Raw genomic sequence first — 21,750 nt, 5'->3', positions numbered from 1 at the left:
AATTTATTTCATCTTCGGCAGCAAATCCACGCCGGTCATCTCGGCGGGTTTTTTGAGGCCCATCAAAGATAAAATCGTGGGCGCGATATCTGTAAGCAATCCTTTTACCTCCATATATCTTGAAAAAATTTCCCGGTCGCTCCGCTCCGCCCCAAGCTTGAAATCCTTGCCCGCCGCAAAAATCGGCACCGGATTGGCGGTGTGCTTGGTGCGCTTCTCGCCGGAAGACGAGTAAACTTTTTCTTCGGCGTTGCCGTGGTCTGCGGCAATTATCATCGCTCCTCCGGCCTCCAGCGCCTTGCCCAAAAGCCGCCCGACCGAAAAATCCAGAACTTCAATGGCTTTGACCGTAGCGTTGAAATTACCCGTGTGGCCGACCATGTCGCCGTTGGCGAAATTAGCCAAAATAAAATCGTATTTCTCCCAATTTTCCAAAATCGTATCCGTAATTTTTGCCGCGGACATCTCCGGCGTCTGGTCAAAGCGCGCCGATTTGGGCGAAGGGATTAAAATACGCTCCTCCCCGGAATACGGCGTTTCCTTTCCGCCGTTAAAAAAATAAGTGACATGCGCGTATTTTTCCGTCTCTGCCGCGTGCAGCTGCCGGAGGCCGGCTTCGGAAATAACGCGCGCCAGCGGCCAGGCAACATCCAGCGGAGGGAAAGCAACCTCCGCCGGAAAACGCTTGTCGTATTCCGTCATCGTCACAAAAAATAAATTACCCAGTTTTTCGCGCGGAAATCCGGAAAAATTATTTGAAACGAAAGCGGAGGTAAGCTCGCGCTCGGAATCCTCGCGGTAATTAAAAAAAATAACAGCGTCTCCGGATTCTATTCTGCTTTCTTTTGAACCAAGCGAGGCCGGCGGGATAAGTTCGTCAGTAATACCCTTCGCGTAATGCTCCTCAACATAAGCCGAAGCGCTTTTAAAAACCGCTCCCCCGCCGGAGGTCAGGCATTTGTAAAATTTCTCAACGCGGTCCCAGTTTTCATCCCGGTCCATTGCGAAATACCTGCCGGTTACGGAAGCGATTTTCGCGAACGGGTACCGGCCGGCGAGCCGCTCTTCCAGCTGTTTTAAAAATAAAGCCGCTTCCGTGGTCGGGGCGTCCTTGCCGTCGGTAAAAAGATGGAGATAAACGCGCTCCAATTTCTGCCGGAGGCAGAAGTCCAAAAGCGCGTAGAGGTGGTCAACGTAGGCATGCACCGAGCCGGAGGACAAAAGCCCCATGATATGGAATTTGCCTTTTCCCTTTTTTACGAAATCGGAAGCGTCCAAAAACGCGCGGTTTTGGAAAAAAGAGCCGTCGTGGATGGATGTAATAATCCGCGGGAGATGGTGATAGAGCGCTTTGCCCGCGCCCATCGTCAGGTGGCCCACTTCAGAGTTACCCTCCTCGCCCCAAGGGAGCCCCACGGAAATCCCCGAGGCCTGCAAGGTTGTGAAAGGATAAAATTTTTCCAGCTCGCGAAAAGTCGGCATCTGGGCGTGCTTCCAGGTAGATTCCGGATTTCCGATATTCACCCCGAACCCGTCCAGCACCGCCAAAACAACCGGCTTATATTTCTTGGCCATAGATTAGCTTTATTGTAGCACAACTTAGCACCACTTGACACACACTTTTAAGTTTGCTATGATAGAAATAGAAATTCAAACAGGGGAGGATATTATATGCCTTTTTTAAGGGAAAATATCGACCGGGCCATCGTCATGACACAGTACGATCTTCGAGGATTTGCCCACCCTTTGGGGTTTCGGATGGAGTCCAAAAACTCCAAGAACCTCGACGCAATCACAAACAACCTTGCCGCGATAGCAGCGGGTTTCGGCCATAAAGAAAGGAAGCACACCGACGAAGCATACGCCGACTACTTCGGCAGTTCGTTCGAGGACTACCTAGCCATGTGCCAGCGACTGGCCAAGGATTGTGATAGCTCCGAGAAAGAAGCTATTCAACTCATCGTTCAGGAAATCATAAAACAGAGCGAGGAGATGAAAGCCGAGGTCGCCGCTGGCAAGAGAAGGCCGTCTGGTTACCTCCAACCCTTGGAGAAACAAAATCGATGGGGAAAAGCCGTGCTCGCTCTTGCTGAGGCCTTCGGGGTTGTTTTTGAACAGGCAGCCGCATAGCCTTGCCGATCGAGTTGCCCAGCCGGGGAAAACCGCGCGGGGCTTTTTTATTTATTTGACTTCCGAAACTGGTTTTGCTAGAATTGGATTATAATTTTATTAACAATGCTTTTTAAGATAGAACAAAACCAAATACATGAACATACTTACGCTTGTCAAAGCGGCTATTGTGCTAGTTGCGGGCACGGCCGTCGGTTACTTTTTAAGGCAACTTATCGCCCAGCAGCGCAAGGACGCGCTGGAGCTTAAAGCCAAGCAAATCTTACTGGACGCGAAAGAAAACGCCCAAAAAACCCTGGACGAGGCCAAGTCGCGCGCCGAAAAAGTCCTGGAAGAGGCGAGGCGCGAGCAAAAAGAGCAGGAGAAAGAACTCCGAAAAATTGAAGAACGGCTCGCCCACAAAGACGAGATTTTGGAAAAAAAGTCCGCGGAGTTGGACAAGGAATCCCAGGACCTGCAGGAAAAATTTGAAAAAGTGAAGGCGGTGAAAGAGCAACTGGAGAAAATTGAGGCGGAAAAACAAGAAGAGCTCCAAAAAATCGCCAAGCTCTCCGAAGAGGAAGCCAAAGCCAAAATAATAGAAGGAGTTGAGAAAAAATACGAAAGCGATATTCTGGCCCGGACCCAGAAAATTGAGCGGTTCGGACTGGAAACGCTGGATAAAAAAGCCAAGGACATCCTGGCATCCATCATCCAGCGGGTCGCCTCTTCAACAGCTTCCGAAGTCACTGTGACGTCGGTCACGATTCCATCGGACGACATTAAGGGGAAAATAATCGGCAAGGAAGGCCGCAATATCCGCGCTTTTGAGCGCGCGGCCGGGGTTGAGCTGATTGTGGACGACACCCCGGGCGTCATTTTAATTTCCAGCTTTGACCCGGTGCGGAGGCAAATCGCCCGCGTGGCGCTGGAGAACCTGATTTTGGATGGCCGCGTGCAGCCCGCGCGGATTGAAGAGATGGTTGAGAAAGCGAAAATTGAAGTTGAAAAAATAGTGAAAGACGCCGGGGAAAAAGCCGCCTACGAAGTTGGCATTTTTGACATTGACCCGCGGCTTTTGACTCTTTTAGGAAGATTAAAATTCAGAACCTCCTACGGCCAAAATGTCCTGCAGCACTCAATTGAGATGTCGCACATCTCCGGGATGCTCGCATCCGAATTGGGCGGGGACGTTGCCATAGCCAAAAAAGGGGCGCTCCTTCACGACATCGGCAAAGCCGTTGACCATGAAATTCAGGGAACGCACGTGGAGATCGGCCGGAGAATTTTGCAAAAATTCAACGTTGACCATCGGGTAATTCAGGCGATGCAGTCGCACCATGAGGAATATCCCTACGAAACCTTGGAATCAATAATCGTGCAGACGGCGGACGCTATCTCGGCTTCGCGCCCGGGCGCGCGAAGAGACAGCGTGGAAAATTACTTAAAACGGCTGCAGGATCTGGAAGGAATCGCCAATTCCTTCCCGGCCGTGGAAAAATCTTACGCCATCCAGGCGGGGCGCGAAATCAGAATTTTCGTCACGCCGGATAAAATCGGCGACCTCGAAGCCAAAAAGCTCGCGCGTGACATCGCCGACCGAGTTGAGTCCGAACTAAAATATCCCGGCGAGATTAAGGTAAATGTGATAAGAGAGTTAAGGGCCATAGAATATGCCCGCTAAAATCAAAGTGAACGTACACCCCCACACCAAAATTTTGGTGTGGGGGTAAATCCGCGAACTCCGCGCGATTGAATACGCCAGGTAGTAGAACTTCGTTTCATTACCTGGTGTGCGAGATAAAAAAAACGAGGCGCACACAAGCGCCTCAAAGGGTCATCATCACAATTTCATCAGCTACGAGTAAATGGTGAATACCGGTTTCTGATTTCTCAAATATCGGCCGGGTAACGAGTTGCCTAAATTGCCCAGTTTCTGTCTTAATTATGGCCGTATCATAATCGATACTAAGTACCTGTAAATCTGCAACAAACACCCAACCACGGGCTTTTAAAAAAGTATCACGGGCACTCCTAATGTTTCGGCTTACGCTGAGAAAAATCCACTTTTTCTTTTCTCCTAGAATCTCTGTACTAAAACCATACATAATTCTTTCTCCTTTCATGGTTTTTCCTCTCTGTTAAGCATGATATCATGATATGTTTAACTTGTCAATAGCGACAGGCGGGGCGTGAAACTGGCAGAATAAGTAGCATGAAACTACTTATTTTTGGAGACGTCTTTGGAAAACTGGGAAGAGTGGGGGTGAAAACGATTTTGCCGAAGTGGCGAAAAGAATTTTCGCCGGATGTCGTCATCGCCAACGTGGAAAATATTTCGCACGGAAAAGGCATCGGAATTAAACAAATCAACGAACTTAAAGAATCCGGAGTTGATATTTTTACCGGAGGAAATCATTCGCTTGAAGGAAAAGATTTTGAAAAAATTTTGAATGACGAAACTCTGCCGATTCTGCGCCCGGCGAATATTTCCGGAGCTCCCGGCAGGGGAGCAGATTTATTTGAAGTGAAACGAGAAAAACTCCTTGTAATCAATCTCATCGGCCGCGTCTTTATGAAACCTGCCCGACCGGCAGGCGGGCCTGAATACGAAAACCCTTTTCTGGCGGCTGATAAAATTTTAGAGGAGTACGGAAACGCGACGCCTTATAAAATTCTGGACTGGCACGCCGACGCGACATCGGAAAAAACAGTGATGGGCTGGTATTTGGACGGAAGGGTCTCGGCGGTCTTCGGAACGCATTCGCATGTGCCGACCGCGGACGCAAAAATTCTTCCAAAGGGCACCGCTTATATTTCTGACATCGGGATGACTGGCCCCATGAACTCCGTTATCGGCATTGAAATTGAACCTGCGTTCTCGCGCTTCCGCGACGGGCAGAAAGTCACGTTAAATCCGGTTGAGTCGGGGCCGATTGAGGTAAACGCAATTTATTTGGAATTAGAGTCGAGTCGAGCCGCCTCCGCCAAAGCTTCGGCGGCCAAGGCTGTGGATATCAGGCATTTACGGGAAATTATTCATCAATATAATACTTAGTATGAACAAAGCACGATTGGCGGAGAAGGTTTACGAGATGCACGCCAAAAAGGGCGTGGACGTGTCCAAAAAACACGCCGAGGAGGTGGTGGATTTTGTTTTTGACTCCATTGCCGACTGCCTGAAAAAGGGCGAAGAGGTTTCTATCGCCGGGTTCGGGGTTTTCGCCGTAAAAGAGCGCAAGGCACGCACCGCGAGAAATCCGAGAACCGGAGAGGTGGTCCAAGTCCCGGCGATGACCGTCCCCCGCTTCCGCGCAGGAAAAGGCCTCAAAGAAGCGGTGAAGTAGATTTACGACTTTAATAAAAAAGGCGCCTTATGGAGGGGCGCCTTTCGGCTCCGCAACTGCGGAAGTATCAAGTAGCGATGGAGTCAAGGAAACGACGTAGGAGTTTGGAGTTTAGCGCATCTTGAGGATTTAGCGCGTGGGCGAGGTCTTTTGTTTTTCGAATATCGTCGGCCACCTTTTCGAATTTACCTAACTTTTGCAGCACAGCGGTGAAGCGAGAGTCTCTGGACAAAGCCGCGACTTCTTTCATTTTAATTTTGGCGCGTTTCCTGAAGTAAAAGAGGTAACTGAGGAACCCCACGACAAGTCCAGCCGCAACGCCCGGGCCAAAAACGTAAAATAAGCCCTGCTGGAAGCTCTTAACATCCACGACGTCCCGAAAATAGTAATGAGCGCCTAGCATACCCAAGATAAAAGATATTAGACCTGCCGCCGAAGCTAAAGCCGATGCACCGTTAACATACCTGATGGGAACTTCCAACCTCTTCACGAACTCCCATTCCTCGTTGGTCAAAAGCTCTACTGTAACTACGCCTTCATTCGAATCCATACTTTTTTCCATGGCTCCTCCTTTTTTTTGTAAACCTAAAGAAAGCTTAAAATAAGCTCCGAAGAAAAGCAAGTATTAAATTTTTTTGCGGCTGGCGGGAGTCGGACCCGCGTCTGCTGCTTGGAAGGCAGCCATAATGGCCGTTATACTACAGCCGCGATTTAATAATGGATTTTAAAACCTATTTCCGAAAAAGTAAATGATGATGTCAAAAATAAAAAGAAGGATTATGATAAGCTCCAGAAAATTCCCGCGCCGGCTTTCCAGCGTGGTAAGCGCGAATTCGGAATTGCTCCGCGCGAAGCCGATTTTGTATTCAACATTGCGGAAGCGCGGGCGCAAATCAAAAATGTCCGCGAGCTGCGAAAACAAGGTCTCCAGCCGCTCATTCCCCCAGGTGACATCTGGCTTGTCCAAAAGCGAAAGCTTGCTGATGACAAACTGAATGATGTTGTTGTTTTGCGCGACGAGCTGGAGTATTTCTTTCGTGTTCCGCAAAAATCTCCCTTTTTCCAAGCCGGCGTTCATTGACTCTATATTGGATAAAATTTCGTCCGTGATGTCTTCAATGTATTCCAGCGCTACTGACTGCGCCAAAATCCGCGAGGCGATTTCAACTTCCTCAAGCCCCACAACCGGCAAATCCGCCGCCTCCTCGCCCACGTTGAATTTCCGCTCAACCTCCCTAAGCTCGTAGGATTCGTCGTAGGGGCCGCGCGCAGGGTTGAGCAAAAATTTGGAAAGGGATTTTTTGATTGCCGCCTGCGTATCTTTAGGCACGTTGGCGAAAACCACGGCCCCGAAAGAAAAAATAAACATAAACTCATGCGGCCCCAAAAGGTAAGTCAAAAACTCGCGCCTCCGGCCGATAAGATTTTTATCCAGCTTGTCGGCGACTTTGGCCAGATTAATCCCCTTCGCGAGATAATGCGCCCCCAGTCCGAATGACTTAAATTCGTGCATAACCTAATTTTATCACAGATGTTATAATGGAGAGAGCAAAGGTCGAGCAATAATCTGCGAAAAATAAGTTAATTTTATATGAATCCTAAAAGTTTTCTTCAAATCGGAGGGGTGGTGCTGTTTATCGTGGGTCTTCTGGGTTTCTTCGGCGTAATCGGCCCAACGACTGAAAGCAGCATATTCGGCTCATTCTGGTGGTTTGACAACGCCGAAAACTGGGCGCACCTGGTTTTGGGCATTGTGGCAATCGCGGCTAGCTTCGTTTTGGGCGATTCACTGCAGCGAGGGCTGGTTTTGGTCGTAGGAGTACTCGGTATTTTGGTCGGGCTCTACAGCGTCTTGGGCGAAACTATGCTCTTAGGCGCGACATTGCAAAACCCGGCGGACACGGCGCTTCACATAATCGTCGGCGCCTGGGCGCTCTGGGCTAGTTACAGATCGTAAGAAAATTTCGGGCTGCTGGGAATCGAACCCAGTCTATCTGCTCCCAAAGCAGACGTACCACCATCATACGCCAGCCCGTTTTATTACTTATACTCCTTTAATCGCTCCGAGCCAAGCGAGTTCAAAAATTGAGCGCTGGGTTTCGGCGATTTTTTCGCTTTCAATAATCACGCCGATACGCTCCGGAAACGAAAAAATCGCCACTTTATTATTATAAATATTTATTTCATTGCTAAATGGAAATCTGTCTGAAGGTATCAAAATCATATGGCGCAGCTCTTCTTTGTCTCTTTTAGTGTATTCTTGAGCTTCGGGAGTTGCGGGCACAATGCAACGCGCGCTTAAGTTTCTTTTTACGCGTTCTCGCACATATTCTTTTTTAAATTCTTGAGGAATTGCGCTCCACATACTATCTATCGCGCCGTAAACCAAAAGAGTTTTTTTGCTTTCAAGCGTATCCCAATACATTGCTTTAAGCCCCCCCACTCCTTCAAAAAATCTTACTCGAGGTTTTTTGCTCCCGGCGCCAAGAAGCATTTTAAGTTCCGGCAGGGCCGTTAAAAAGGCGCGCTCGCGGGATTTTAAAATCCTTAAAATATTTTCCGGATCTTCGGCCAAAAAATATTTTTTCTTACCGCGCTCGCTAAAAGAAAAAAGGCCTTTTTTCTCCAGATTTTCCATAATGTCGTACGCGGTCGGTCTTTTTATGTCAGCGTGTTTTGCAAGCTGCTGAATGGTCGCTTCGCCAAGTTCAATCCCAGCCAAATATAAATGAGCCTCTTTTTCTTGGAAGCCGGAATCTAATAAAACAGCTAAAATTCGTTCTTTACTCATAATATGTCGGTATTTCCGACAACACTTTAAGTATGGTTTAGCCCTAAAAGTAAGTCAATATGGCTAAAATCCTGCAAGTTAAGTCGCCACTATTGACATTTTATTAGAATTGCGCTAAAATTAAGTCAGAAATTGAAGTTTTCTGAAAACCAAAGGCTTCATCAACCAAAAGAAAAGGAGGTAGTGATTATGGGTTTTATTATGGGTTCTTTTTTACTCGCCTTAATTAGCGCCTTAACAGCGGCATCAGCAGCAGCTGGCTATAAGCCCGTTGCTGGCGTATTCATTGCGGTGGCATCTGGCCTAGTTAGCATTCTTTCAATGATAATACATTATCACGAAAAAGAATGATTTAGGCTAAACTTAAAACTGGGAGGTGAAAAAATGGAAAGGAACATTAAAAAAGTGTTTGTGGGACTTCTTTTTTACTACCCATTAACGATTATTGGCATTGGCTTCGCTTTTGCCAAAAATCCCTTTCTTCTAATCGCGGGGGTTATAATAGCTGCATTTGGCGCGCTGGGAATTATAGTAATGTTGGTTGAGTTGGTGGTGTTAATAAGAAACAGGTGGCGCTCAAAGAACACAAAAGGCGTGGAATAATCCGCGCCTTTTCTTTTTCACAAATTTACGTTCTCCAGCATCCTAATCCTAGCTTTTTTGTGGAGAAAATCCAAGAAAACCGCGGCGATGTCTATCCGGAAGTCCGTTTCATCTGGTATCTTATGGTCTAAAAGATAGGTCCGGATCGCTCGTGATAATCTTTGCTTTTTCCATGCGCGCATGGCGTCCTCCGGCCGAAAGTTAGGATTGGAAATCGCTTTCACCTCCACAAAGTGAAGAACTCCCTCTTTCTCTGCCACAATATCAATCTCCCCCCACTTTTTACGGTAGTTACGCTCAATAACCTTAAATCCATGTTTCATGAGAAACATTGATGCTAAATCTTCACCGATATTCCCTACTACTTGCTTTTGAGTTTTCATGTCGTGTTTCACATGAAACAAAACTTATTTTTTATACGTGAAACATTTATTTACGATAAACTAAGAGTTTCACGAGTTTACTGATAACTTTTAGTTTCATGTGAAACGTTCTGTTAAACTAAACCACCACCCAATGTTCCCTAAGATTCTATAGGACAACATAAATGACCAATAGAATGTCCGATTGATTTGGACCGTGCGAGAATCGAACTCGCGACTCGGCAATGCGAATGCCGCGTAATGCCACTTTACTAACGGCCCTTTCGGGGTGCGGAGAATTGAACTCCGTCTTCGCGCACCCGAAGCGCGCGTACTGCCGGTATACTACACCCCGCCAAAATATCATAGAATAAAGCATGGGCATTCTCAAGCATATTGAAGACCGCTCGCTCGCGCATATAACCCGTTTCAGCGCAAGTCCCCAGCATTTTGAGGAAAGCGTTGCCGACCATTCATTTTTTGTGGCTTATATTACATCGCTGATTTGCCTGCTGCTCCGCGAAAAAAATATTGCCGTTGATTATGAAAAAGCTATAACCATGGCGCTTATTCATGATATGGAAGAGCGCTTCTCCGGCGATATTTTAAGCCCGTTTAAGCATCATTCCAAAGAAGTGAATGAGGCCATCCGCAAGGTAAATCAGGGGCTGATAGCGGAGGTTTTCAACGGGCTCCCGGAAAACATCAAAAATCATTATATTTCCTTATGGAATGAAGAGGGCGAGCAAAAATCCATTGAAGCGCAAGTGGTGAAAACGGCTGACCGCATGTCGCTTTTAGCCAAATGCCGAGAGGAGATTGCGGCGGGAAACGAATTTTTTAAAGCCATTTACGAAAACGAATACAAAAAACTTGCGGAAAATCAGGCGGATTGGTGGCAAAAGATACAAAGCAACGTTATTTGACGTAGTGCTTTTTTTTGATTTTTGAAACCTCTTCCTCCTCCAGGCCGAGGCGCTTAGTTTTGCCTGCCTCGGCGAGCTTTCGGAGCTTGCCGAAGGCAAGCTTCGCCAGCTCCTTGGCGCGGCTTTCCAGATATTCCTCCGTATTTTTCTCGGGCGAGTCCAAAACCTCATCCATCAAGGCGTTTAAAATCATGCCGACCTTAGGGCCCGGGGTAATGCCGGCAACCTCCATTATTTTGTCCCCATTTATTTTGAGCATCTTTACCGTAATCGGGTCCCTCTGCAATTTTTCCACCAAAAATCTGAAATGGCGCAATTTGTAGGGCTCGGCTTTGGGCACGCCCGAGCCGATGCGGTCGCAAATGCGGACGCGAATTAAATCCTCCATATCATCCGGTCCCACGCGCGAAATCAGGCGCCTGACGGACGACTCCGAAACCTCGTCAACGTTGTAATAAAAAAGGTGGTAGCGGACAAGCTTGGCGACTTTTTCAACGAAATCGTTTCCATATTTAAGCCGCGAAAGAGCCACAAAGGACATTTTGGCGCCGATGACTTCATGGTTGTAAAAAGTGGAATCCGGCCCGTCGCCCTCCTTGGCGCGCGGCTTGCCGATATCATGGAAAAGCGCGGATATCCGCACAACCAACGGCCATTTTTCTTTGGCAGCATGGTCCAAAGAGCGCAGATTATGCTCCCAGACGGTATAAATATGGTGCTTGTTTTGCCCAACGCCCCAGCCCTCTTCTATCTCCGGCAAAAAAGTCCTCAAAATACCGGCCTCCCGGAGCGCTTCCAGACCATCCGAAGGTTTTTCGGACATAATTATTTTGGAAAATTCATCGCGGATGCGCTCTTTTGCTATCATTTTGAGCAAATTCGCCTTGTTTTTCAGCGCTTTTTCCGTTTTTGGTTCAATTTCAAAATTCAGCTCCGCGGAAAAGCGCATCGCCCGCATTATGCGGAGGGCATCTTCCGAAAAGCGCTCCTCCGGCCCGCCCACGGCGCGGATGAGTTTCTGCTCTAAATCTTTTTGGCCGGAAAAGGGGTCAATGATTACCTCCCCTAACCCCTCCTTGTAAAGCCCGCCTGCCGGACGGGCAGGGAGGGGACTACCCCCCCTCTTCCCCCCCTTAACAAGGGGGGGATTAAGGGGGGGTGTTTCCAATTTCAACGCGATAGCGTTGATTGTAAAATCCCTCCGCGCCAAATCGTCCTCCAGCTTATCCGCGAATTTTACCTCGTCCGGGTGGCGCTTATCAGAATATTTTCCTTCCAGGCGGTAGGGAGTAATTTCTATCGTGCGCAATTTTGGGTCTTCCGAGCCGGTGACGACGCTCACTGTCCCGAATTTATTCTCATAAAAACTTTTCGGAAAAAGCTCCTGTATTTTCTCCGGCCAGGCGTTGGTGGTAATATCCCAGTCCTGGGGAGTTCTCTCCAATAACAAATCTCTGACGCATCCGCCAACAAGATACGCCTCAAAACCCGCTCCTTCTAAAATAGCAAGCGCCGCGCGAACTTCTTTGGGAATATTATAAGCCATAATTTTTAAGTATAGCCGATTATGCCCTCGCCCCGATTTGAACGGGGAACACATGGTCCGAAGCCATGCGTGATATCCGTTTCACCACGAGGGCTAATGAGCCCAATTTAGCATGCTTTTGGGCACTTGACAAGCACTTTAAAAAGGAGTATAATAGGGGCAGATTCAGATAAACTGCTGCGCACTCACATATCTTTCCGCGGTCCCATCGGGAGCGGTAGAAAAACGGATTGTTCTATAAACAAAATAACGTGCGCAAAAAATAGGAAAGGAGAAAGAAATGAATAAGACAATGGAGAAAACTGATAGGGTGCTTGGAATCATCGGCGTGGCTATAATGATAGGGCTACCAGTTGCAGCCACTGCAAGCCGTGTCGCCATCGACCCTAACACACCGCTTGCGGTGTGGATGGTTCTCGGGTTCATATTCGACCTCGCAGCCCTGATACATTTGCGAGTCGAAACCGAACCCATCAGACCGTACCCGGACAGCATCTATCTGGACTACGTCGGCGACTACACCGGCCAAACATAAAATCCTGCCAGAGGCCCATTGGGCCGCCCCGCCGCTATCACGCGACGGGGTTTCTTTTTTATTTCTCATTTTTTACTTTTGTCCATTCTAACGCGATCGCGTTAAGTTGACCAAAATCATTTTCTCCTCCTCCCATGAAACGCCCTGTGCACCTCTTTTAATTGCTTATCCGTAAAATGGGTGTAAATTTGCGTGGTTGAAATGTTGGCGTGGCCGAGCATCGCCTGCACGGAGCGCAAATCGGCGCCGTTTTGCAAAAGGTCAGTGGCGAAAGCGTGGCGCAGAACATGCGGAGTGACTTTTTTGACTATTCCGGCTTTAATCGCGTATTTTTTTATCATTCTTTGGATTGAGCGCGAGGTCACCGGAAATAATTTGTCATTGTCAATGCCGCCCCTTTTTTCCAAATAATTTAAGACGGCGCTTTTGGCTCTATCCGACAAAAACACCACCCTGATTTTCCCTCCCTTTCCGCGGACGGAGAATTCCCCCACACCAAACTTTTTGGTGTGGGGGTAAACTTCCTCTACTTTAAGATTGGCAAGTTCAGAGATGCGAAGCCCCGTAGAAAAAAACATCTCTAAAACAGCTTTATCTCTCAAGGATTTGGCGGAGTTTCCATCTGGGGCTTTTAATAATCTTTCCAAATCCTCCGAACCCAATAAATCCAATTCTCGCTGGGGCAGTTTCGCTAGCTCAACTTTCTCGGCATCCAGCGAATCAACATTCCTTTTGGACAAATATTTTAAAAACATCCTAAGCGCGATAACATAATAATTCTGCGTATTTTTGTCCAAGTCCGCGCGGTTGAGATAAAGCCGGTATTTTCTCACTAAATCCTCGCTTATGTTTTTGGGCTCGCTGATTTTCGCAAAATCCAAAAAACGCTTTAAGTACCTGTCGTAATTTTCCACGGTCTTCACCACCCGCCCTTTTTCTATCTCCAGATATTCAAGAAACTCCTTCTTTAATTTTGCGACGTTTTCCATATTTTGATATTATCATAAATAATGATATTATTCGTATATTCGTATTTATTAGTAATTTCGTAATCGTGCTTAAATCCAAAGACAAAAAGAAAATAGTGGAAGCGCACCGCGTTCACGAAAAAGACACGGGCTCGGCCGAAGTGCAGGCGGCGCTGCTCACAAAAAGGATTGACGAACTCACCGAACACTTAAAAAAGCACCGCAAAGACAACCACTCTCGGAGAGGGCTTTTAAAGATGGTTTCCAAAAGGAAAAAATTTCTGGAGTATCTTTCCAAAAAAGATAAAGCGTCGTACGAAAAACTTATTAAAAAACTTGGGTTACGTAAATAATTTTATGCCGGACATCAAACACAAAAATCAGCGCGTCGCGGTTTTCATTGACGCGCAGAACCTTTACCATTCCGCGCGGAGCTTATTCGGCGGGCGGGTGAATTTTAAAAACCTGCTACAGACGGCAATCGGCGGGCGGCAGCTCATCCGCGCCTTCGGATATGTCATCCGCACAAAAACGGGTGAGGAGAAGCCCTTTTTTGAGGCCCTTATCAAGTTGGGGATTGAAACGCGCGAAAAGGACTTGCAGGAATTTTTCGGCGGGGCTAAAAAGGCGGACTGGGACGTCGGGCTCGCGGTGGACGCCATTCGCACAGCGGAGATTGTGGATACCATTATTATTGCCTGCGGCGACGGCGACCTTATACCTTTGGTTGAATATTTGAAAAATCAGGGGAGACGCGTTGAAATCATCGCTTTCGGCCGCTCAACTTCAGGAAAGCTCAAAGAAATCTGCGACGAATTCATTGATTTGGGCGAAGAGCCGGGGAAGTACATAATAAAGAAGTAGCGCCGCTTATAAATTACAAAAGGGTGGCTATACTCACTTTCGTACGATCGTGACAAATTGAGTATATGCAGAAAATGAATAAAAAAAGCCGGCCGGGATTTCCGGACGGGCTTGACATCGCTAAATCTAAAGAATAGTATTTAATTATTATTAATTAACACTGTTGGCCTTTGGATAGGTAGTCCGTGCGAAAACGCGGCCTAAAATCCGGAGGCCAGCCCAAGAAATATGCAATCAAAAAAATTTACGACGAAAGTCGGCGGAAGGACTCTTACCGCCGAGTTTAGCGATTTGGCGCACCAAGCCAACGGGTCTTGCTTAATCACTTACGGCGGCACGGTTGTTTTGGCGACCGCCGTTCAGACTAAAACCGCGCGCGAGGGAATAGATTTTTTCCCGCTGACGGTTGATTACGAAGAAAAATTTTACGCCGCGGGGATGATTTTGGGCTCGCGTTTCATGCGCCGAGAAGGGAGAGCGTCAGACGAAGCAATATTGGTTTCGCGCCTGATTGACCGAAGCATAAGGCCGCTTTTTAACCAAAAAACAAGAAACGAAACGCAGGTGATTGTGCTTACACTCTCAATTGACGAGGACAACGACCCGGACGTGCTTGCGATTTTGGCGACTTCTCTGGCGCTGGGGACTTCCAACATCCCCTGGGCCGGTCCGATTGGCGCAATAAGAATTGGCAAAGTAGGAAATGAGTTTGTGATAAATCCAAGCTACAAAATGCGTGAGGGTGCCGAGTTAGACGCGGTGATTTGCGGTGTGGGAGGCAAGGTAAACCCCCACACCAAAACCTTTGGTGTGGGGGTAAATATGATTGAAGCCGGCGCGCAAGAAATCTCGGAAGACGAAATGATGGAGGCTCTCAAACTCGCAACGGCGGAAAACGACAAACTTTGCGAATTCCAGAATAAAATCATAAAAGAGATCGGCGCGGCGAAAGCGGAAATTGCGCTGGCCGAGGCGCCTGCCGACATGAAAGCCGAATTTCAGAAAAAAATCGCGCCGAAGCTGGAAGAGACAATTTACGTAAAAGAAAAATTAAACCGCTACGAAGCGATGAACGAATTAAAAAGGCAATGGATGGAAGAATGCGAAGAAAATTTCGCGGACACTCCGCGCAATATCGCCGATTCCCTTTTTGAAGATGCGATTAACGACATTGTCCATAAAAATATCATAGAAAAAGAAAAAAGGCCCGACGGCAGGGGGGTAAAAGATTTGCGCCCGCTTTTCGCAAGGGCGGGAGTGCTCCCAAGGACGCACGGCTCCGGTGTTTTTTACAGGGGTGAGACGCACATTCTTTCCGTGGCAACCCTGGGCGCGCCGTCGGACGTCCAGCTGATTGAAGGAATGGAAGTGCGGACGAAAAAAAGATTTATGCACCATTACAATTTCCCGCCGTTCTCGGTCGGGGAGATAAAACCGATGAGGGGCCCTGCTCGGCGCGACATCGGCCACGGAGCTCTGGGGGAAAAAGCGCTACTGGCCGTAATTCCTCCGGCGGAAATTTTTCCTTACACCATCCGCGTGGTCTCCGAGACGCTTTCGTCCAACGGTTCCTCCTCAATGGGCTCGGTAACGGCCGGCGCATTGGCGCTGATGGACGCGGGAGTTCCCATAAAAGCGCCGGTTTCGGGGATTGCAGTGGGGCTGATGATGCAAGATAAAAATAATTACAAAATTTTAACCGATATCCAGGGGCCGGAAGACCATCACGGCGATATGGATTTTAAAGTTGCCGGGACACGCAGTGGAATCACCGCGGCCCAAATGGACGTGAAAGTGGACGGAATACCGTTAAACATTATGGGGGAGGCGTTTTTGCAGGCGCGCGAGGCGCGTCTCCAGATTTTGGACGTCATCGCCAAGGAACTTCCCAAACACCGCGACGAACTTTCACCTTACGCTCCGCGGATTTTAACCATGCATATAAATCCGGAGAAAATCCGCGACGTCATCGGCCCGGGAGGCAAAATAATCCAATCAATCGTGGCGGAAACCGGCGCGGAGATTGATATTGAGCAGGACGGCACGATTTTCATCACCTCGCCGAATCAAGAAAGCTTAAAAGCGGCCGAAGAAAAAATCACAATGCTGACAAAAGAATTTGAGGTCGGAGAAACGTTTACAGGCAAAGTCACGCGCATCTTCCCATTCGGCGCAATGGTAGAAATCGGGCCGAAACAGGAAGGATTGGTACATATCTCCGAGCTCACGCCTTTTCGGGTAAATCAGGTCACGGACGTAGTCGCGCCGGGGGACGAAGTAAAAGTAAAAGTCGTCGGCATTGACGACCAAGGAAGGGTAAATCTTTCAATCAAAGCCGTGCAGGAGCTTCAGCCGAAGCCGCGCAGAAAATAAAATGAAAGAAATCCCTAAAATCAGGACGTTTAAAACCGACGCCGAGATTTTTATTAAAGAAAAAAACCTCTCGCGATTGGATATCACCCGAAGCGCTTACGCCGCCGGCGAAGAAGGGCCTGCCCGTCCGGCAGGCGGGCTGGCGGAGAAATTAAAGCTCGGCTTGGACTGGAAAAAAATAACTTACTCCGCGCTCGCAGTTTTAATTATCGCGCTTGCGGGATACTTTGTTTTCAAATTATTTTTCGCCGCGCCTACGGAGCCGCAGCCGGAAGCCCCGAAGCCGGCGGCCGCGAGTTTTTTGCCGGTGGAAGATAAAAAAGAGCTAGTTTTTTCAAAATCCGACCCGGGCTCGCTTATAAGCGCGCTTTTGGATGAAAAACAAAAAGGCCTCCGCTTTGACACGGTGATTTATTTCCCGTTCGGGATGACGTCCCAGGATTTTGTTGCATTGCTTTCATGGAATCCGCCAGCGGGGTTCGCGGACAATTTAAATCCCGATTTCAACACGCTTATTGCATACGGACAGGCCTCCAGCGATCTGGCTATTATTTTTAAGGCGAGGGGTTTTGAGCGCGCCCTGGCCTCGCTTTTGGAATGGGAGCATACAATTTGGTTTGATTGGAAACCTTTTCTGGCGGAAGAAGACATTAAAAACATCGCGCGGTTTTCGTGGGCAGATGACATCATAAAAAATAATGACGCGCGGGTTTTAAAAAACGGTCCGCCATCCGCCGCTGGCGGAGGCGGAGGTAAAATAATTCTGGGCTATGCCATTTTCAACAAGCAATATGTCATTATCTCCACCTCCCGCGAGGCGCTTGCAACAATTTTAGAACGGCTCATTGCTTTACCCCCGAGGTAAAATCTTAATATAGAAAAGTATATAATAGATATACGACATGTTTGTACGATCGTGTAAAAGTGTCGTATTTGTATTGAAGGTTTTTATAGTATTGACACACAACCAAAATGGTGGGTTTCTTTTTGTAAAATAATTTGCCTCCGAGATAAAATTTTGATAAGATAGGCCAATGGCCTTAGATTTAGATTATTTTAGGAAACAATTGGAAGAGGAAAAGGCGCGGTTGGAGGGGGAATTGGGAACGATCGCGCACAGGAATCCGGACGCGCCGGAGGACTGGACTGTGAGCCAGCCCGATATGAATGTTATGCCGGCCGCCAAAGAAGAGGTCGCGGACGTTGAGGAGGAGTTGGAAAATGCCGCCAGCGTGGAATATAATTTGGAGTCCCGCTTGCGCGACGTAAACGAAGCACTAGAGCGCATGAGAAGCGGCAAATACGGAGTGTGCGCGGTCGGAGGAGAGCCGATTGATGAGGCGCGGCTCCGCGCGAATCCGGCAGCGGTTACTTGCGTAGAGCACGCGAAATAATATGTTTCAAATAGACCAAAAATTTCCGCACTTTTCTTTGGAGACCTATGACCCGAAAAAAGACGAGGTCGTAAGAGTATCCTTAAAGGACTTTGAGGGCAAGTGGCTGGTTTTATTTTTCTACCCGGCGGACTTTACTTTTGTCTGCCCGACAGAGCTTTTGGATTTAAACAGGCGGCATGATGATTTCACGAAAGAAAAAGCAGAGCTCGTCGGCGCATCAACAGACACGGTTTTCACGCACAAAGCATGGATTGAAACAGAAGAATTATTAAAAGGATTAAAATATCCGCTGGCCGCCGACCACAACGGGAAATTTTCCAGAGAATTGGGAATTTATGACGAAAATAACGGCATGGCCCAGCGCGCGGTTTTTATAATTGACCCGGACGGCATTTTGCGCGCAGTGGAAATCGTGGCGGACGCCATCGGCAGAAACGCTTCCGAAATTTTAAGAAAATTAAAAGCCCTGAATTTCGTCCGCAAAAATCCCGGCCACGTCTGCCCGGCCTCCTGGGACGAAGGCGCGCAAACTTTGCAACCCTCCATCAAAAAGGCCGGGAAGGTGTACAAGGAGTTGAAATAAAAAGGGCGCTTCAGTCGCGAAGCGCCGCTTGTACTTCTTCCTCGGGAGCATCATCGGTCGCCGGGCCACCGTAGATTTTTTCCTGTTCTACAACTCTTTGGGAATTATACCCTCTGGTAAAAGGTGTACCGGCACGTTCAAAACACTTCTCACCAAATCTCCAGACAAGATACACGGCCTCTTCCGGGGTGCGACTAAACTGGCGAATGGCCTCCATTGCGGTCATAATCAAAAATCTTTCCGGTTTTACTTTGATATCGAGCATCCCCACCCCAAGCCAATCAGCTTTAACGTAGCGGCCAGGCTTCAGCTTCTTCCATTTCGATTCCAGAGCCGCAGGCAGAACCTTCAAAATTGCTGAAGCGACCAAACGGTAAAACTCATAATATTCATCTCCAGCCTCCTCATCGGCTACTCGAAGCAACTTTTCCAGAAAAGTCTGCTGCCCCATCTCTCTTAACTGCCATCTTGGCATTCCCATAATTTTTCTCCTTTTCCTTTTAGATTTATTCCAAACACAATATAGCACATAGCATAAAATATGCAATTGCTTTTTATAAATGGTTTGCTAAAGTGGCAGGAATGGCGGTAAAACTCCACTCGGCGGAAGTTGTCGGGCTTGAGGGAAAAATAATTGACGTTGAAATTGACCTTTCGCAGGGGCTTTTTAGCTTCGCAATTGTCGGGTTAGCGGACAAAGCCGTCGCCGAATCAAAAGAAAGAATTTCCGCCGCAATAAAAAATCTGGGCGCCAGAAACCCGCAAAAGAAAAACCAGCGGGTGGTGATTTCCCTCGCCCCGGCCGACCTTAAAAAAGAAGGGCCGGCTTTTGACCTACCAATCGCGCTTGCTTATCTTCTGGCCTCCGGCCAGGCGAAATTCAATCCGAAAGAAAAAGTTTTTCTGGGCGAGCTCGCTCTGGAGGGCTCGCTCCGCCCAGTAAAAGGAGTACTGGCTTTGGCCGAAGAGGCGCGCCGGGAGGGATTTAAAGAAATCTATCTGCCGCGGGGCAACGGCAGAGAGGCGGCGCTCATAGACGGGCTCAAGGTTTTTGAGGCCGGAACCCTTGAAGAAGTTTTGGAACATCTTGAAGAGAAAAACCCGATAAAAGAATGCCCGAAAACAAAAATCGGCTTGGGCGGGGCGGAAACGCTTTTGGATTTCGCCGACGTCCGCGGGCAGGAGTCAGCAAAGCGCGGATTGGAAATCGCGGCCGCCGGGGCGCACAACGCCCTCATGATCGGCCCTCCCGGCACGGGAAAAACCATGCTCGCGCGGGCATTTTCCTCCATACTGCCGTCGCTTTCCAAAGAGGAAGCGCTTGAGGTGACAAAAATTCATTCCATCGCCGGGGCGTTGCCGGAAAAAGAATTTATTGTAAGCTCGCGCCCGTTTCGCAACCCGCACCACACCTCTTCTTATGTTTCGCTGGTCGGGGGAGGGACATACCCCAAGCCGGGGGAAATTACGCTCGCGCACCGCGGAGTTTTGTTTCTGGACGAATTCCCGGAATTTGAGCGGCGGGTGATTGAGGTTTTGAGACAGCCCCTAGAAGATAAGGTTGTCACAATATCGCGCGCCAAAGCGACGCTGAATTTCCCCGCGCAGATTTCAATGATTATCGCCATGAACCCCTGCCCCTGCGGAAATTTGGGCTCCAATAAGGCCTGCATCTGCAACCCAGCCGCGATAAACCGCTACCAAAGAAAAATTTCCGGCCCGATTGTGGACAGGATTGACCTTTGGCTGGGGGTTTACGGCATTGAGCACAAAAAACTGGAGGACGACCCCGCCGTTGGCGGGGCAACCCGCGAAACTTCCGCGCAAATCAGAAAACGCGTTGAGCGCGCGAGAGAAATTCAGAAAAAAAGATTCGCCGGGACGAACCAGCCTGCCGCCCGCCTGCCGGACGGGCAGGGACGGGCAGGACTGCTTACAAACAGCGAGATGGGAGTGCGCGAGATTAAAAAATACTGCCAACTGGACGACGAGTCAAAATCCATCCTCCAGCAAGCCGCCGCGCGGCTTGACCTCTCCCCGCGTTCCTACCACCGCGTCATCAAACTCGCCCGCACAATTTCCGATTTGGAGGGCGAGCGCAACATAAAAAGCCCCCACATCCTGGAGGCCTTGCAATACCGGCCGAAATCATTGGTTTAGATAGGCCAGCCTTGACGCGGCACTGGGTTATGTTCTTCTTGACAAAACAGTTCTTCTTCGTCGGCCAAGTCGCAAAATTTTTTTCGGGCTTCGGCCAATCTTTCTACCGTTTTTTTTATCTCTTCTTTAATTTCAGAGAGTCGCTCGCTAATTTTTTGCTTTTCGGACGGCGTCGCATTCCTTGCGCTCATCAAAAGCCGCTCTAGTTCCTCATAATATCGCACGCGGAACTTTTTGCTTTCTAAAAGAATCCCTTGATACTCGGTGAATGCTCTATTCACTCGAATTTTGTATATCCATTGATACCCAACACCCACGTAAATCCACGCGACAAAAACAATAATCCCAAAAATGAAATATTTTTTCAGCATCCGCGTCCCCTTCCTTTGGTTTTTTCTTTAATCACTATACACCAGAAAACTAAAAAATAAAGCGCGTAAGGATGGAGTTCCGCAGGAGCGGAACATCCTTACGCGCTCGAACCAGAATGGGTTCAGAAAATTGGCCAGCGGCCGGCAACGGAGAAAAGCAGAATATACATCACCCCCAACGCCAGCGTTGAGGTGATGACTGCGCTCCCCAAAAAGAGAAACACTTTTTGATTCGGCTTCATAATTCACCTCCATATCGTCGCCGATTTTGAATTTGACTTTCGGCATCGGCGATTTTTGGGAAAGAACAACTTCCTCTGAAAGCTCAAATTACTTCAAGCGCTCGGAGGAAGGGAGGTTTGGGTTTTAAATCCAAACCTCCGCTAGCGAGTGGGAAATAGTTTATCGCCAGGGCGTTGACCAAAGAAGAGAATCATCGAATTCTATCCACCCTTCTCGATTTCTGGTGGAAAAGAACCCTTTGATTCCTTTCGGTTCTCGCCCAACGGTGTAGCCTATGAATCCCCAGTTCTCTCCGCTACCATCATCACGATGCACAGTGCCTATGTGTACACCTACAGATTGTCCGCCTTCTAAGGTAAAAGATACGGGGCGAAACTTTCCGTACACGCCAGCGACATCGAAGAGTGCGAGCATAAGGTCTAACTTTGATGGCCCGTCTTCGATTTTTTCTCGAGCGACTTTCTCTTGAGCCATATGGCCCTCCTTTCGTTTCACTGGTTTTTAATTTCTCTCATACGAGAGATGCCAGCGAAATTACTTGTTTACTCTCATCCCATTATACACCCGCGAAC

Annotated in this window: 27 protein-coding genes and 4 tRNA genes; 16 read left to right on the top strand and 15 right to left on the bottom strand. The window is 48.3% G+C overall.

The window, feature by feature from the left end:
- Window positions 1–3 precede the first annotated feature (3 nt).
- Window positions 4–1,575 carry a 2,3-bisphosphoglycerate-independent phosphoglycerate mutase gene (locus HYW15_00770; GenBank protein QQG42742.1) on the bottom strand — a complete coding sequence of 524 codons (1,572 nt, stop codon included), beginning with the start codon at window positions 1,573–1,575 and terminating at the stop codon, window positions 4–6.
- 96 nt (window positions 1,576–1,671) lie between these two features.
- Here HYW15_00770 and HYW15_00765 point away from each other — a divergent pair, with 96 nt between their 5' ends.
- Window positions 1,672–2,130, top strand: a complete 459-nt coding sequence (locus tag HYW15_00765) for a hypothetical protein (protein ID QQG42741.1) — start codon at window positions 1,672–1,674, stop codon at window positions 2,128–2,130.
- Between the two features lie 136 nt (window positions 2,131–2,266).
- Window positions 2,267–3,793 (top strand): ribonuclease Y, encoded by a 1,527-nt coding sequence (rny, locus tag HYW15_00760; protein ID QQG42740.1) that lies wholly within the window; start codon window positions 2,267–2,269, stop codon window positions 3,791–3,793.
- A 145-nt stretch (window positions 3,794–3,938) separates the two neighbouring features.
- Here the strand turns inward: rny and HYW15_00755 are convergent, their stop codons facing one another.
- Window positions 3,939–4,235, bottom strand: coding sequence for a hypothetical protein (locus HYW15_00755; protein ID QQG42739.1), 297 nt, complete (start codon window positions 4,233–4,235; stop codon window positions 3,939–3,941).
- An 89-nt stretch (window positions 4,236–4,324) separates the two neighbouring features.
- Between HYW15_00755 and HYW15_00750 the strand changes: the two genes are divergently transcribed.
- Both HYW15_00750 and HYW15_00745 read left to right on the top strand, forming a co-directional pair.
- The gene (locus HYW15_00750; GenBank protein ID QQG42738.1) at window positions 4,325–5,167 is read left to right on the top strand and encodes a YmdB family metallophosphoesterase; all 843 of its coding nucleotides are present in this window, start codon (window positions 4,325–4,327) and stop codon (window positions 5,165–5,167) included.
- A gap of 1 nt (window position 5,168) precedes the next feature.
- The gene (locus HYW15_00745; protein QQG42737.1) at window positions 5,169–5,456 is read left to right on the top strand and encodes an HU family DNA-binding protein; all 288 of its coding nucleotides are present in this window, start codon (window positions 5,169–5,171) and stop codon (window positions 5,454–5,456) included.
- 67 nt (window positions 5,457–5,523) lie between these two features.
- Here the strand turns inward: HYW15_00745 and HYW15_00740 are convergent, their stop codons facing one another.
- The 3 genes from HYW15_00740 to HYW15_00730 all read right to left on the bottom strand — a co-directional run bounded on the left by HYW15_00740 (window position 5,524) and on the right by HYW15_00730 (window position 6,969).
- A complete protein-coding gene (locus tag HYW15_00740; GenBank protein QQG42736.1) occupies window positions 5,524–6,006 on the bottom strand; it encodes a hypothetical protein in 483 nt (160 codons plus the stop codon).
- Between the two features lie 86 nt (window positions 6,007–6,092).
- Window positions 6,093–6,164 (bottom strand) — tRNA-Gly (locus tag HYW15_00735).
- Window positions 6,165–6,180: 16 nt separating this feature from the next.
- Window positions 6,181–6,969 (bottom strand): RMD1 family protein, encoded by a 789-nt coding sequence (locus HYW15_00730; GenBank protein ID QQG42735.1) that lies wholly within the window; start codon window positions 6,967–6,969, stop codon window positions 6,181–6,183.
- A 78-nt stretch (window positions 6,970–7,047) separates the two neighbouring features.
- Between HYW15_00730 and HYW15_00725 the strand changes: the two genes are divergently transcribed.
- Entirely contained in the window at window positions 7,048–7,413 is a 366-nt protein-coding gene (locus HYW15_00725) for a hypothetical protein (protein ID QQG42734.1), read from the top strand.
- A 7-nt stretch (window positions 7,414–7,420) separates the two neighbouring features.
- Here HYW15_00725 and HYW15_00720 read toward each other — a convergent pair.
- Window positions 7,421–7,491: transfer RNA gene (locus HYW15_00720), tRNA-Pro, on the bottom strand.
- Between the two features lie 9 nt (window positions 7,492–7,500).
- On the bottom strand, window positions 7,501–8,247 hold the full coding sequence (locus HYW15_00715) for a hypothetical protein (protein QQG42733.1): 747 nt from the start codon (window positions 8,245–8,247) through the stop codon (window positions 7,501–7,503).
- A gap of 132 nt (window positions 8,248–8,379) precedes the next feature.
- On the opposite strand from HYW15_00715, the gene HYW15_00710 reads away from it, so the two are divergent.
- Both HYW15_00710 and HYW15_00705 read left to right on the top strand, forming a co-directional pair.
- On the top strand, window positions 8,380–8,598 hold the full coding sequence (locus HYW15_00710) for a hypothetical protein (GenBank protein QQG42732.1): 219 nt from the start codon (window positions 8,380–8,382) through the stop codon (window positions 8,596–8,598).
- 33 nt (window positions 8,599–8,631) lie between these two features.
- Window positions 8,632–8,850 (top strand): hypothetical protein, encoded by a 219-nt coding sequence (locus tag HYW15_00705; GenBank protein ID QQG42731.1) that lies wholly within the window; start codon window positions 8,632–8,634, stop codon window positions 8,848–8,850.
- 17 nt (window positions 8,851–8,867) lie between these two features.
- Here HYW15_00705 and HYW15_00700 read toward each other — a convergent pair whose 3' ends face one another.
- The 3 genes from HYW15_00700 to HYW15_00690 form a co-directional block, all read right to left on the bottom strand.
- Complete coding sequence (locus HYW15_00700) at window positions 8,868–9,233, bottom strand: YraN family protein (protein ID QQG42730.1); 366 nt, start codon at window positions 9,231–9,233, stop codon at window positions 8,868–8,870.
- Between the two features lie 190 nt (window positions 9,234–9,423).
- Window positions 9,424–9,494 (bottom strand) — tRNA-Ala (locus tag HYW15_00695).
- A gap of 2 nt (window positions 9,495–9,496) precedes the next feature.
- A tRNA-Pro gene (locus tag HYW15_00690) sits at window positions 9,497–9,567 on the bottom strand.
- A 22-nt stretch (window positions 9,568–9,589) separates the two neighbouring features.
- On the opposite strand from HYW15_00690, the gene HYW15_00685 reads away from it, so the two are divergent.
- Entirely contained in the window at window positions 9,590–10,138 is a 549-nt protein-coding gene (locus HYW15_00685) for an HD domain-containing protein (GenBank protein ID QQG42729.1), read from the top strand.
- On the opposite strand, the gene HYW15_00680 is transcribed toward HYW15_00685, so the two are convergent.
- Entirely contained in the window at window positions 10,131–11,684 is a 1,554-nt protein-coding gene (locus tag HYW15_00680) for an HD domain-containing protein (protein ID QQG42728.1), read from the bottom strand. The two genes, HYW15_00685 and HYW15_00680, sit on opposite strands and share 8 nt — an antisense overlap.
- A gap of 292 nt (window positions 11,685–11,976) precedes the next feature.
- Here HYW15_00680 and HYW15_00675 point away from each other — a divergent pair, with 292 nt between their 5' ends.
- Window positions 11,977–12,219 carry a hypothetical protein gene (locus tag HYW15_00675; protein ID QQG42727.1) on the top strand — a complete coding sequence of 81 codons (243 nt, stop codon included), beginning with the start codon at window positions 11,977–11,979 and terminating at the stop codon, window positions 12,217–12,219.
- Window positions 12,220–12,335: 116 nt separating this feature from the next.
- Here the strand turns inward: HYW15_00675 and HYW15_00670 are convergent, their stop codons facing one another.
- Window positions 12,336–13,208: a tyrosine-type recombinase/integrase gene (locus tag HYW15_00670; GenBank protein ID QQG42726.1), complete on the bottom strand. Its 873-nt coding sequence runs from the start codon at window positions 13,206–13,208 to the stop codon at window positions 12,336–12,338.
- Window positions 13,209–13,270: 62 nt separating this feature from the next.
- On the opposite strand from HYW15_00670, the gene rpsO reads away from it, so the two are divergent.
- From rpsO to HYW15_00640, 6 genes are all read left to right on the top strand, one after another.
- The gene (rpsO, locus tag HYW15_00665) at window positions 13,271–13,540 is read left to right on the top strand and encodes a 30S ribosomal protein S15 (GenBank protein ID QQG42967.1); all 270 of its coding nucleotides are present in this window, start codon (window positions 13,271–13,273) and stop codon (window positions 13,538–13,540) included.
- A gap of 4 nt (window positions 13,541–13,544) precedes the next feature.
- Window positions 13,545–14,051, top strand: a complete 507-nt coding sequence (locus tag HYW15_00660) for an NYN domain-containing protein (GenBank protein ID QQG42725.1) — start codon at window positions 13,545–13,547, stop codon at window positions 14,049–14,051.
- A 228-nt stretch (window positions 14,052–14,279) separates the two neighbouring features.
- Window positions 14,280–16,424 (top strand): polyribonucleotide nucleotidyltransferase, encoded by a 2,145-nt coding sequence (locus HYW15_00655; GenBank protein QQG42724.1) that lies wholly within the window; start codon window positions 14,280–14,282, stop codon window positions 16,422–16,424.
- A 1-nt stretch (window position 16,425) separates the two neighbouring features.
- Complete coding sequence (locus HYW15_00650) at window positions 16,426–17,289, top strand: hypothetical protein (GenBank protein QQG42723.1); 864 nt, start codon at window positions 16,426–16,428, stop codon at window positions 17,287–17,289.
- Between the two features lie 169 nt (window positions 17,290–17,458).
- A complete protein-coding gene (locus tag HYW15_00645) occupies window positions 17,459–17,818 on the top strand; it encodes a TraR/DksA C4-type zinc finger protein (GenBank protein ID QQG42722.1) in 360 nt (119 codons plus the stop codon).
- Between the two features lies 1 nt (window position 17,819).
- Complete coding sequence (locus tag HYW15_00640) at window positions 17,820–18,404, top strand: peroxiredoxin (protein ID QQG42721.1); 585 nt, start codon at window positions 17,820–17,822, stop codon at window positions 18,402–18,404.
- 10 nt (window positions 18,405–18,414) lie between these two features.
- Here HYW15_00640 and HYW15_00635 read toward each other — a convergent pair whose 3' ends face one another.
- A complete protein-coding gene (locus tag HYW15_00635) occupies window positions 18,415–18,879 on the bottom strand; it encodes a hypothetical protein (GenBank protein QQG42720.1) in 465 nt (154 codons plus the stop codon).
- Between the two features lie 107 nt (window positions 18,880–18,986).
- Between HYW15_00635 and HYW15_00630 the strand changes: the two genes are divergently transcribed.
- The gene (locus HYW15_00630) at window positions 18,987–20,564 is read left to right on the top strand and encodes a YifB family Mg chelatase-like AAA ATPase (GenBank protein ID QQG42719.1); all 1,578 of its coding nucleotides are present in this window, start codon (window positions 18,987–18,989) and stop codon (window positions 20,562–20,564) included.
- On the opposite strand, the gene HYW15_00625 is transcribed toward HYW15_00630, so the two are convergent.
- The gene (locus HYW15_00625) at window positions 20,561–20,935 is read right to left on the bottom strand and encodes a hypothetical protein (GenBank protein ID QQG42718.1); all 375 of its coding nucleotides are present in this window, start codon (window positions 20,933–20,935) and stop codon (window positions 20,561–20,563) included. The two genes, HYW15_00630 and HYW15_00625, sit on opposite strands and share 4 nt — an antisense overlap.
- Before the next feature lie 402 nt (window positions 20,936–21,337).
- Entirely contained in the window at window positions 21,338–21,652 is a 315-nt protein-coding gene (locus HYW15_00620) for a hypothetical protein (protein QQG42717.1), read from the bottom strand.
- Window positions 21,653–21,750 lie beyond the last annotated feature (98 nt).

This window comes from Candidatus Giovannonibacteria bacterium (assembly GCA_016432405.1).
Lineage (GTDB): Bacteria > Patescibacteriota > Minisyncoccia > UBA11713 > 2-01-FULL-45-33 > MFHE01.
This window is presented reverse-complemented; position numbering and strand designations above follow the sequence as displayed.

Excerpts from the sequence above, each read along its gene's own strand:
- HYW15_00770 (QQG42742.1), bottom strand. The coding sequence starts at position 1,575 with ATGGCCAAGAAATATAAGCCGGTTGTTTTGGCGGTGCTGGACGGGTTC.
- HYW15_00765 (QQG42741.1), top strand. The coding sequence starts at position 1,672 with ATGCCTTTTTTAAGGGAAAATATCGACCGGGCCATCGTCATGACACAG.
- rny (QQG42740.1), top strand. The coding sequence starts at position 2,267 with ATGAACATACTTACGCTTGTCAAAGCGGCTATTGTGCTAGTTGCGGGC.
- HYW15_00755 (QQG42739.1), bottom strand. The coding sequence starts at position 4,235 with ATGAAAGGAGAAAGAATTATGTATGGTTTTAGTACAGAGATTCTAGGA.
- HYW15_00750 (QQG42738.1), top strand. The coding sequence starts at position 4,325 with ATGAAACTACTTATTTTTGGAGACGTCTTTGGAAAACTGGGAAGAGTG.
- HYW15_00745 (QQG42737.1), top strand. The coding sequence starts at position 5,169 with ATGAACAAAGCACGATTGGCGGAGAAGGTTTACGAGATGCACGCCAAA.
- HYW15_00740 (QQG42736.1), bottom strand. The coding sequence starts at position 6,006 with ATGGATTCGAATGAAGGCGTAGTTACAGTAGAGCTTTTGACCAACGAG.
- HYW15_00730 (QQG42735.1), bottom strand. The coding sequence starts at position 6,969 with ATGCACGAATTTAAGTCATTCGGACTGGGGGCGCATTATCTCGCGAAG.
- HYW15_00725 (QQG42734.1), top strand. The coding sequence starts at position 7,048 with ATGAATCCTAAAAGTTTTCTTCAAATCGGAGGGGTGGTGCTGTTTATC.
- HYW15_00715 (QQG42733.1), bottom strand. The coding sequence starts at position 8,247 with ATGAGTAAAGAACGAATTTTAGCTGTTTTATTAGATTCCGGCTTCCAA.
- HYW15_00705 (QQG42731.1), top strand. The coding sequence starts at position 8,632 with ATGGAAAGGAACATTAAAAAAGTGTTTGTGGGACTTCTTTTTTACTAC.
- HYW15_00700 (QQG42730.1), bottom strand. The coding sequence starts at position 9,233 with ATGAAAACTCAAAAGCAAGTAGTAGGGAATATCGGTGAAGATTTAGCA.
- HYW15_00685 (QQG42729.1), top strand. The coding sequence starts at position 9,590 with ATGGGCATTCTCAAGCATATTGAAGACCGCTCGCTCGCGCATATAACC.
- HYW15_00680 (QQG42728.1), bottom strand. The coding sequence starts at position 11,684 with ATGGCTTATAATATTCCCAAAGAAGTTCGCGCGGCGCTTGCTATTTTA.
- HYW15_00675 (QQG42727.1), top strand. The coding sequence starts at position 11,977 with ATGGAGAAAACTGATAGGGTGCTTGGAATCATCGGCGTGGCTATAATG.
- HYW15_00670 (QQG42726.1), bottom strand. The coding sequence starts at position 13,208 with ATGGAAAACGTCGCAAAATTAAAGAAGGAGTTTCTTGAATATCTGGAG.
- HYW15_00660 (QQG42725.1), top strand. The coding sequence starts at position 13,545 with ATGCCGGACATCAAACACAAAAATCAGCGCGTCGCGGTTTTCATTGAC.
- HYW15_00655 (QQG42724.1), top strand. The coding sequence starts at position 14,280 with ATGCAATCAAAAAAATTTACGACGAAAGTCGGCGGAAGGACTCTTACC.
- HYW15_00650 (QQG42723.1), top strand. The coding sequence starts at position 16,426 with ATGAAAGAAATCCCTAAAATCAGGACGTTTAAAACCGACGCCGAGATT.
- HYW15_00645 (QQG42722.1), top strand. The coding sequence starts at position 17,459 with ATGGCCTTAGATTTAGATTATTTTAGGAAACAATTGGAAGAGGAAAAG.
- HYW15_00640 (QQG42721.1), top strand. The coding sequence starts at position 17,820 with ATGTTTCAAATAGACCAAAAATTTCCGCACTTTTCTTTGGAGACCTAT.
- HYW15_00635 (QQG42720.1), bottom strand. The coding sequence starts at position 18,879 with ATGCCAAGATGGCAGTTAAGAGAGATGGGGCAGCAGACTTTTCTGGAA.
- HYW15_00630 (QQG42719.1), top strand. The coding sequence starts at position 18,987 with ATGGCGGTAAAACTCCACTCGGCGGAAGTTGTCGGGCTTGAGGGAAAA.
- HYW15_00625 (QQG42718.1), bottom strand. The coding sequence starts at position 20,935 with ATGCTGAAAAAATATTTCATTTTTGGGATTATTGTTTTTGTCGCGTGG.
- HYW15_00620 (QQG42717.1), bottom strand. The coding sequence starts at position 21,652 with ATGGCTCAAGAGAAAGTCGCTCGAGAAAAAATCGAAGACGGGCCATCA.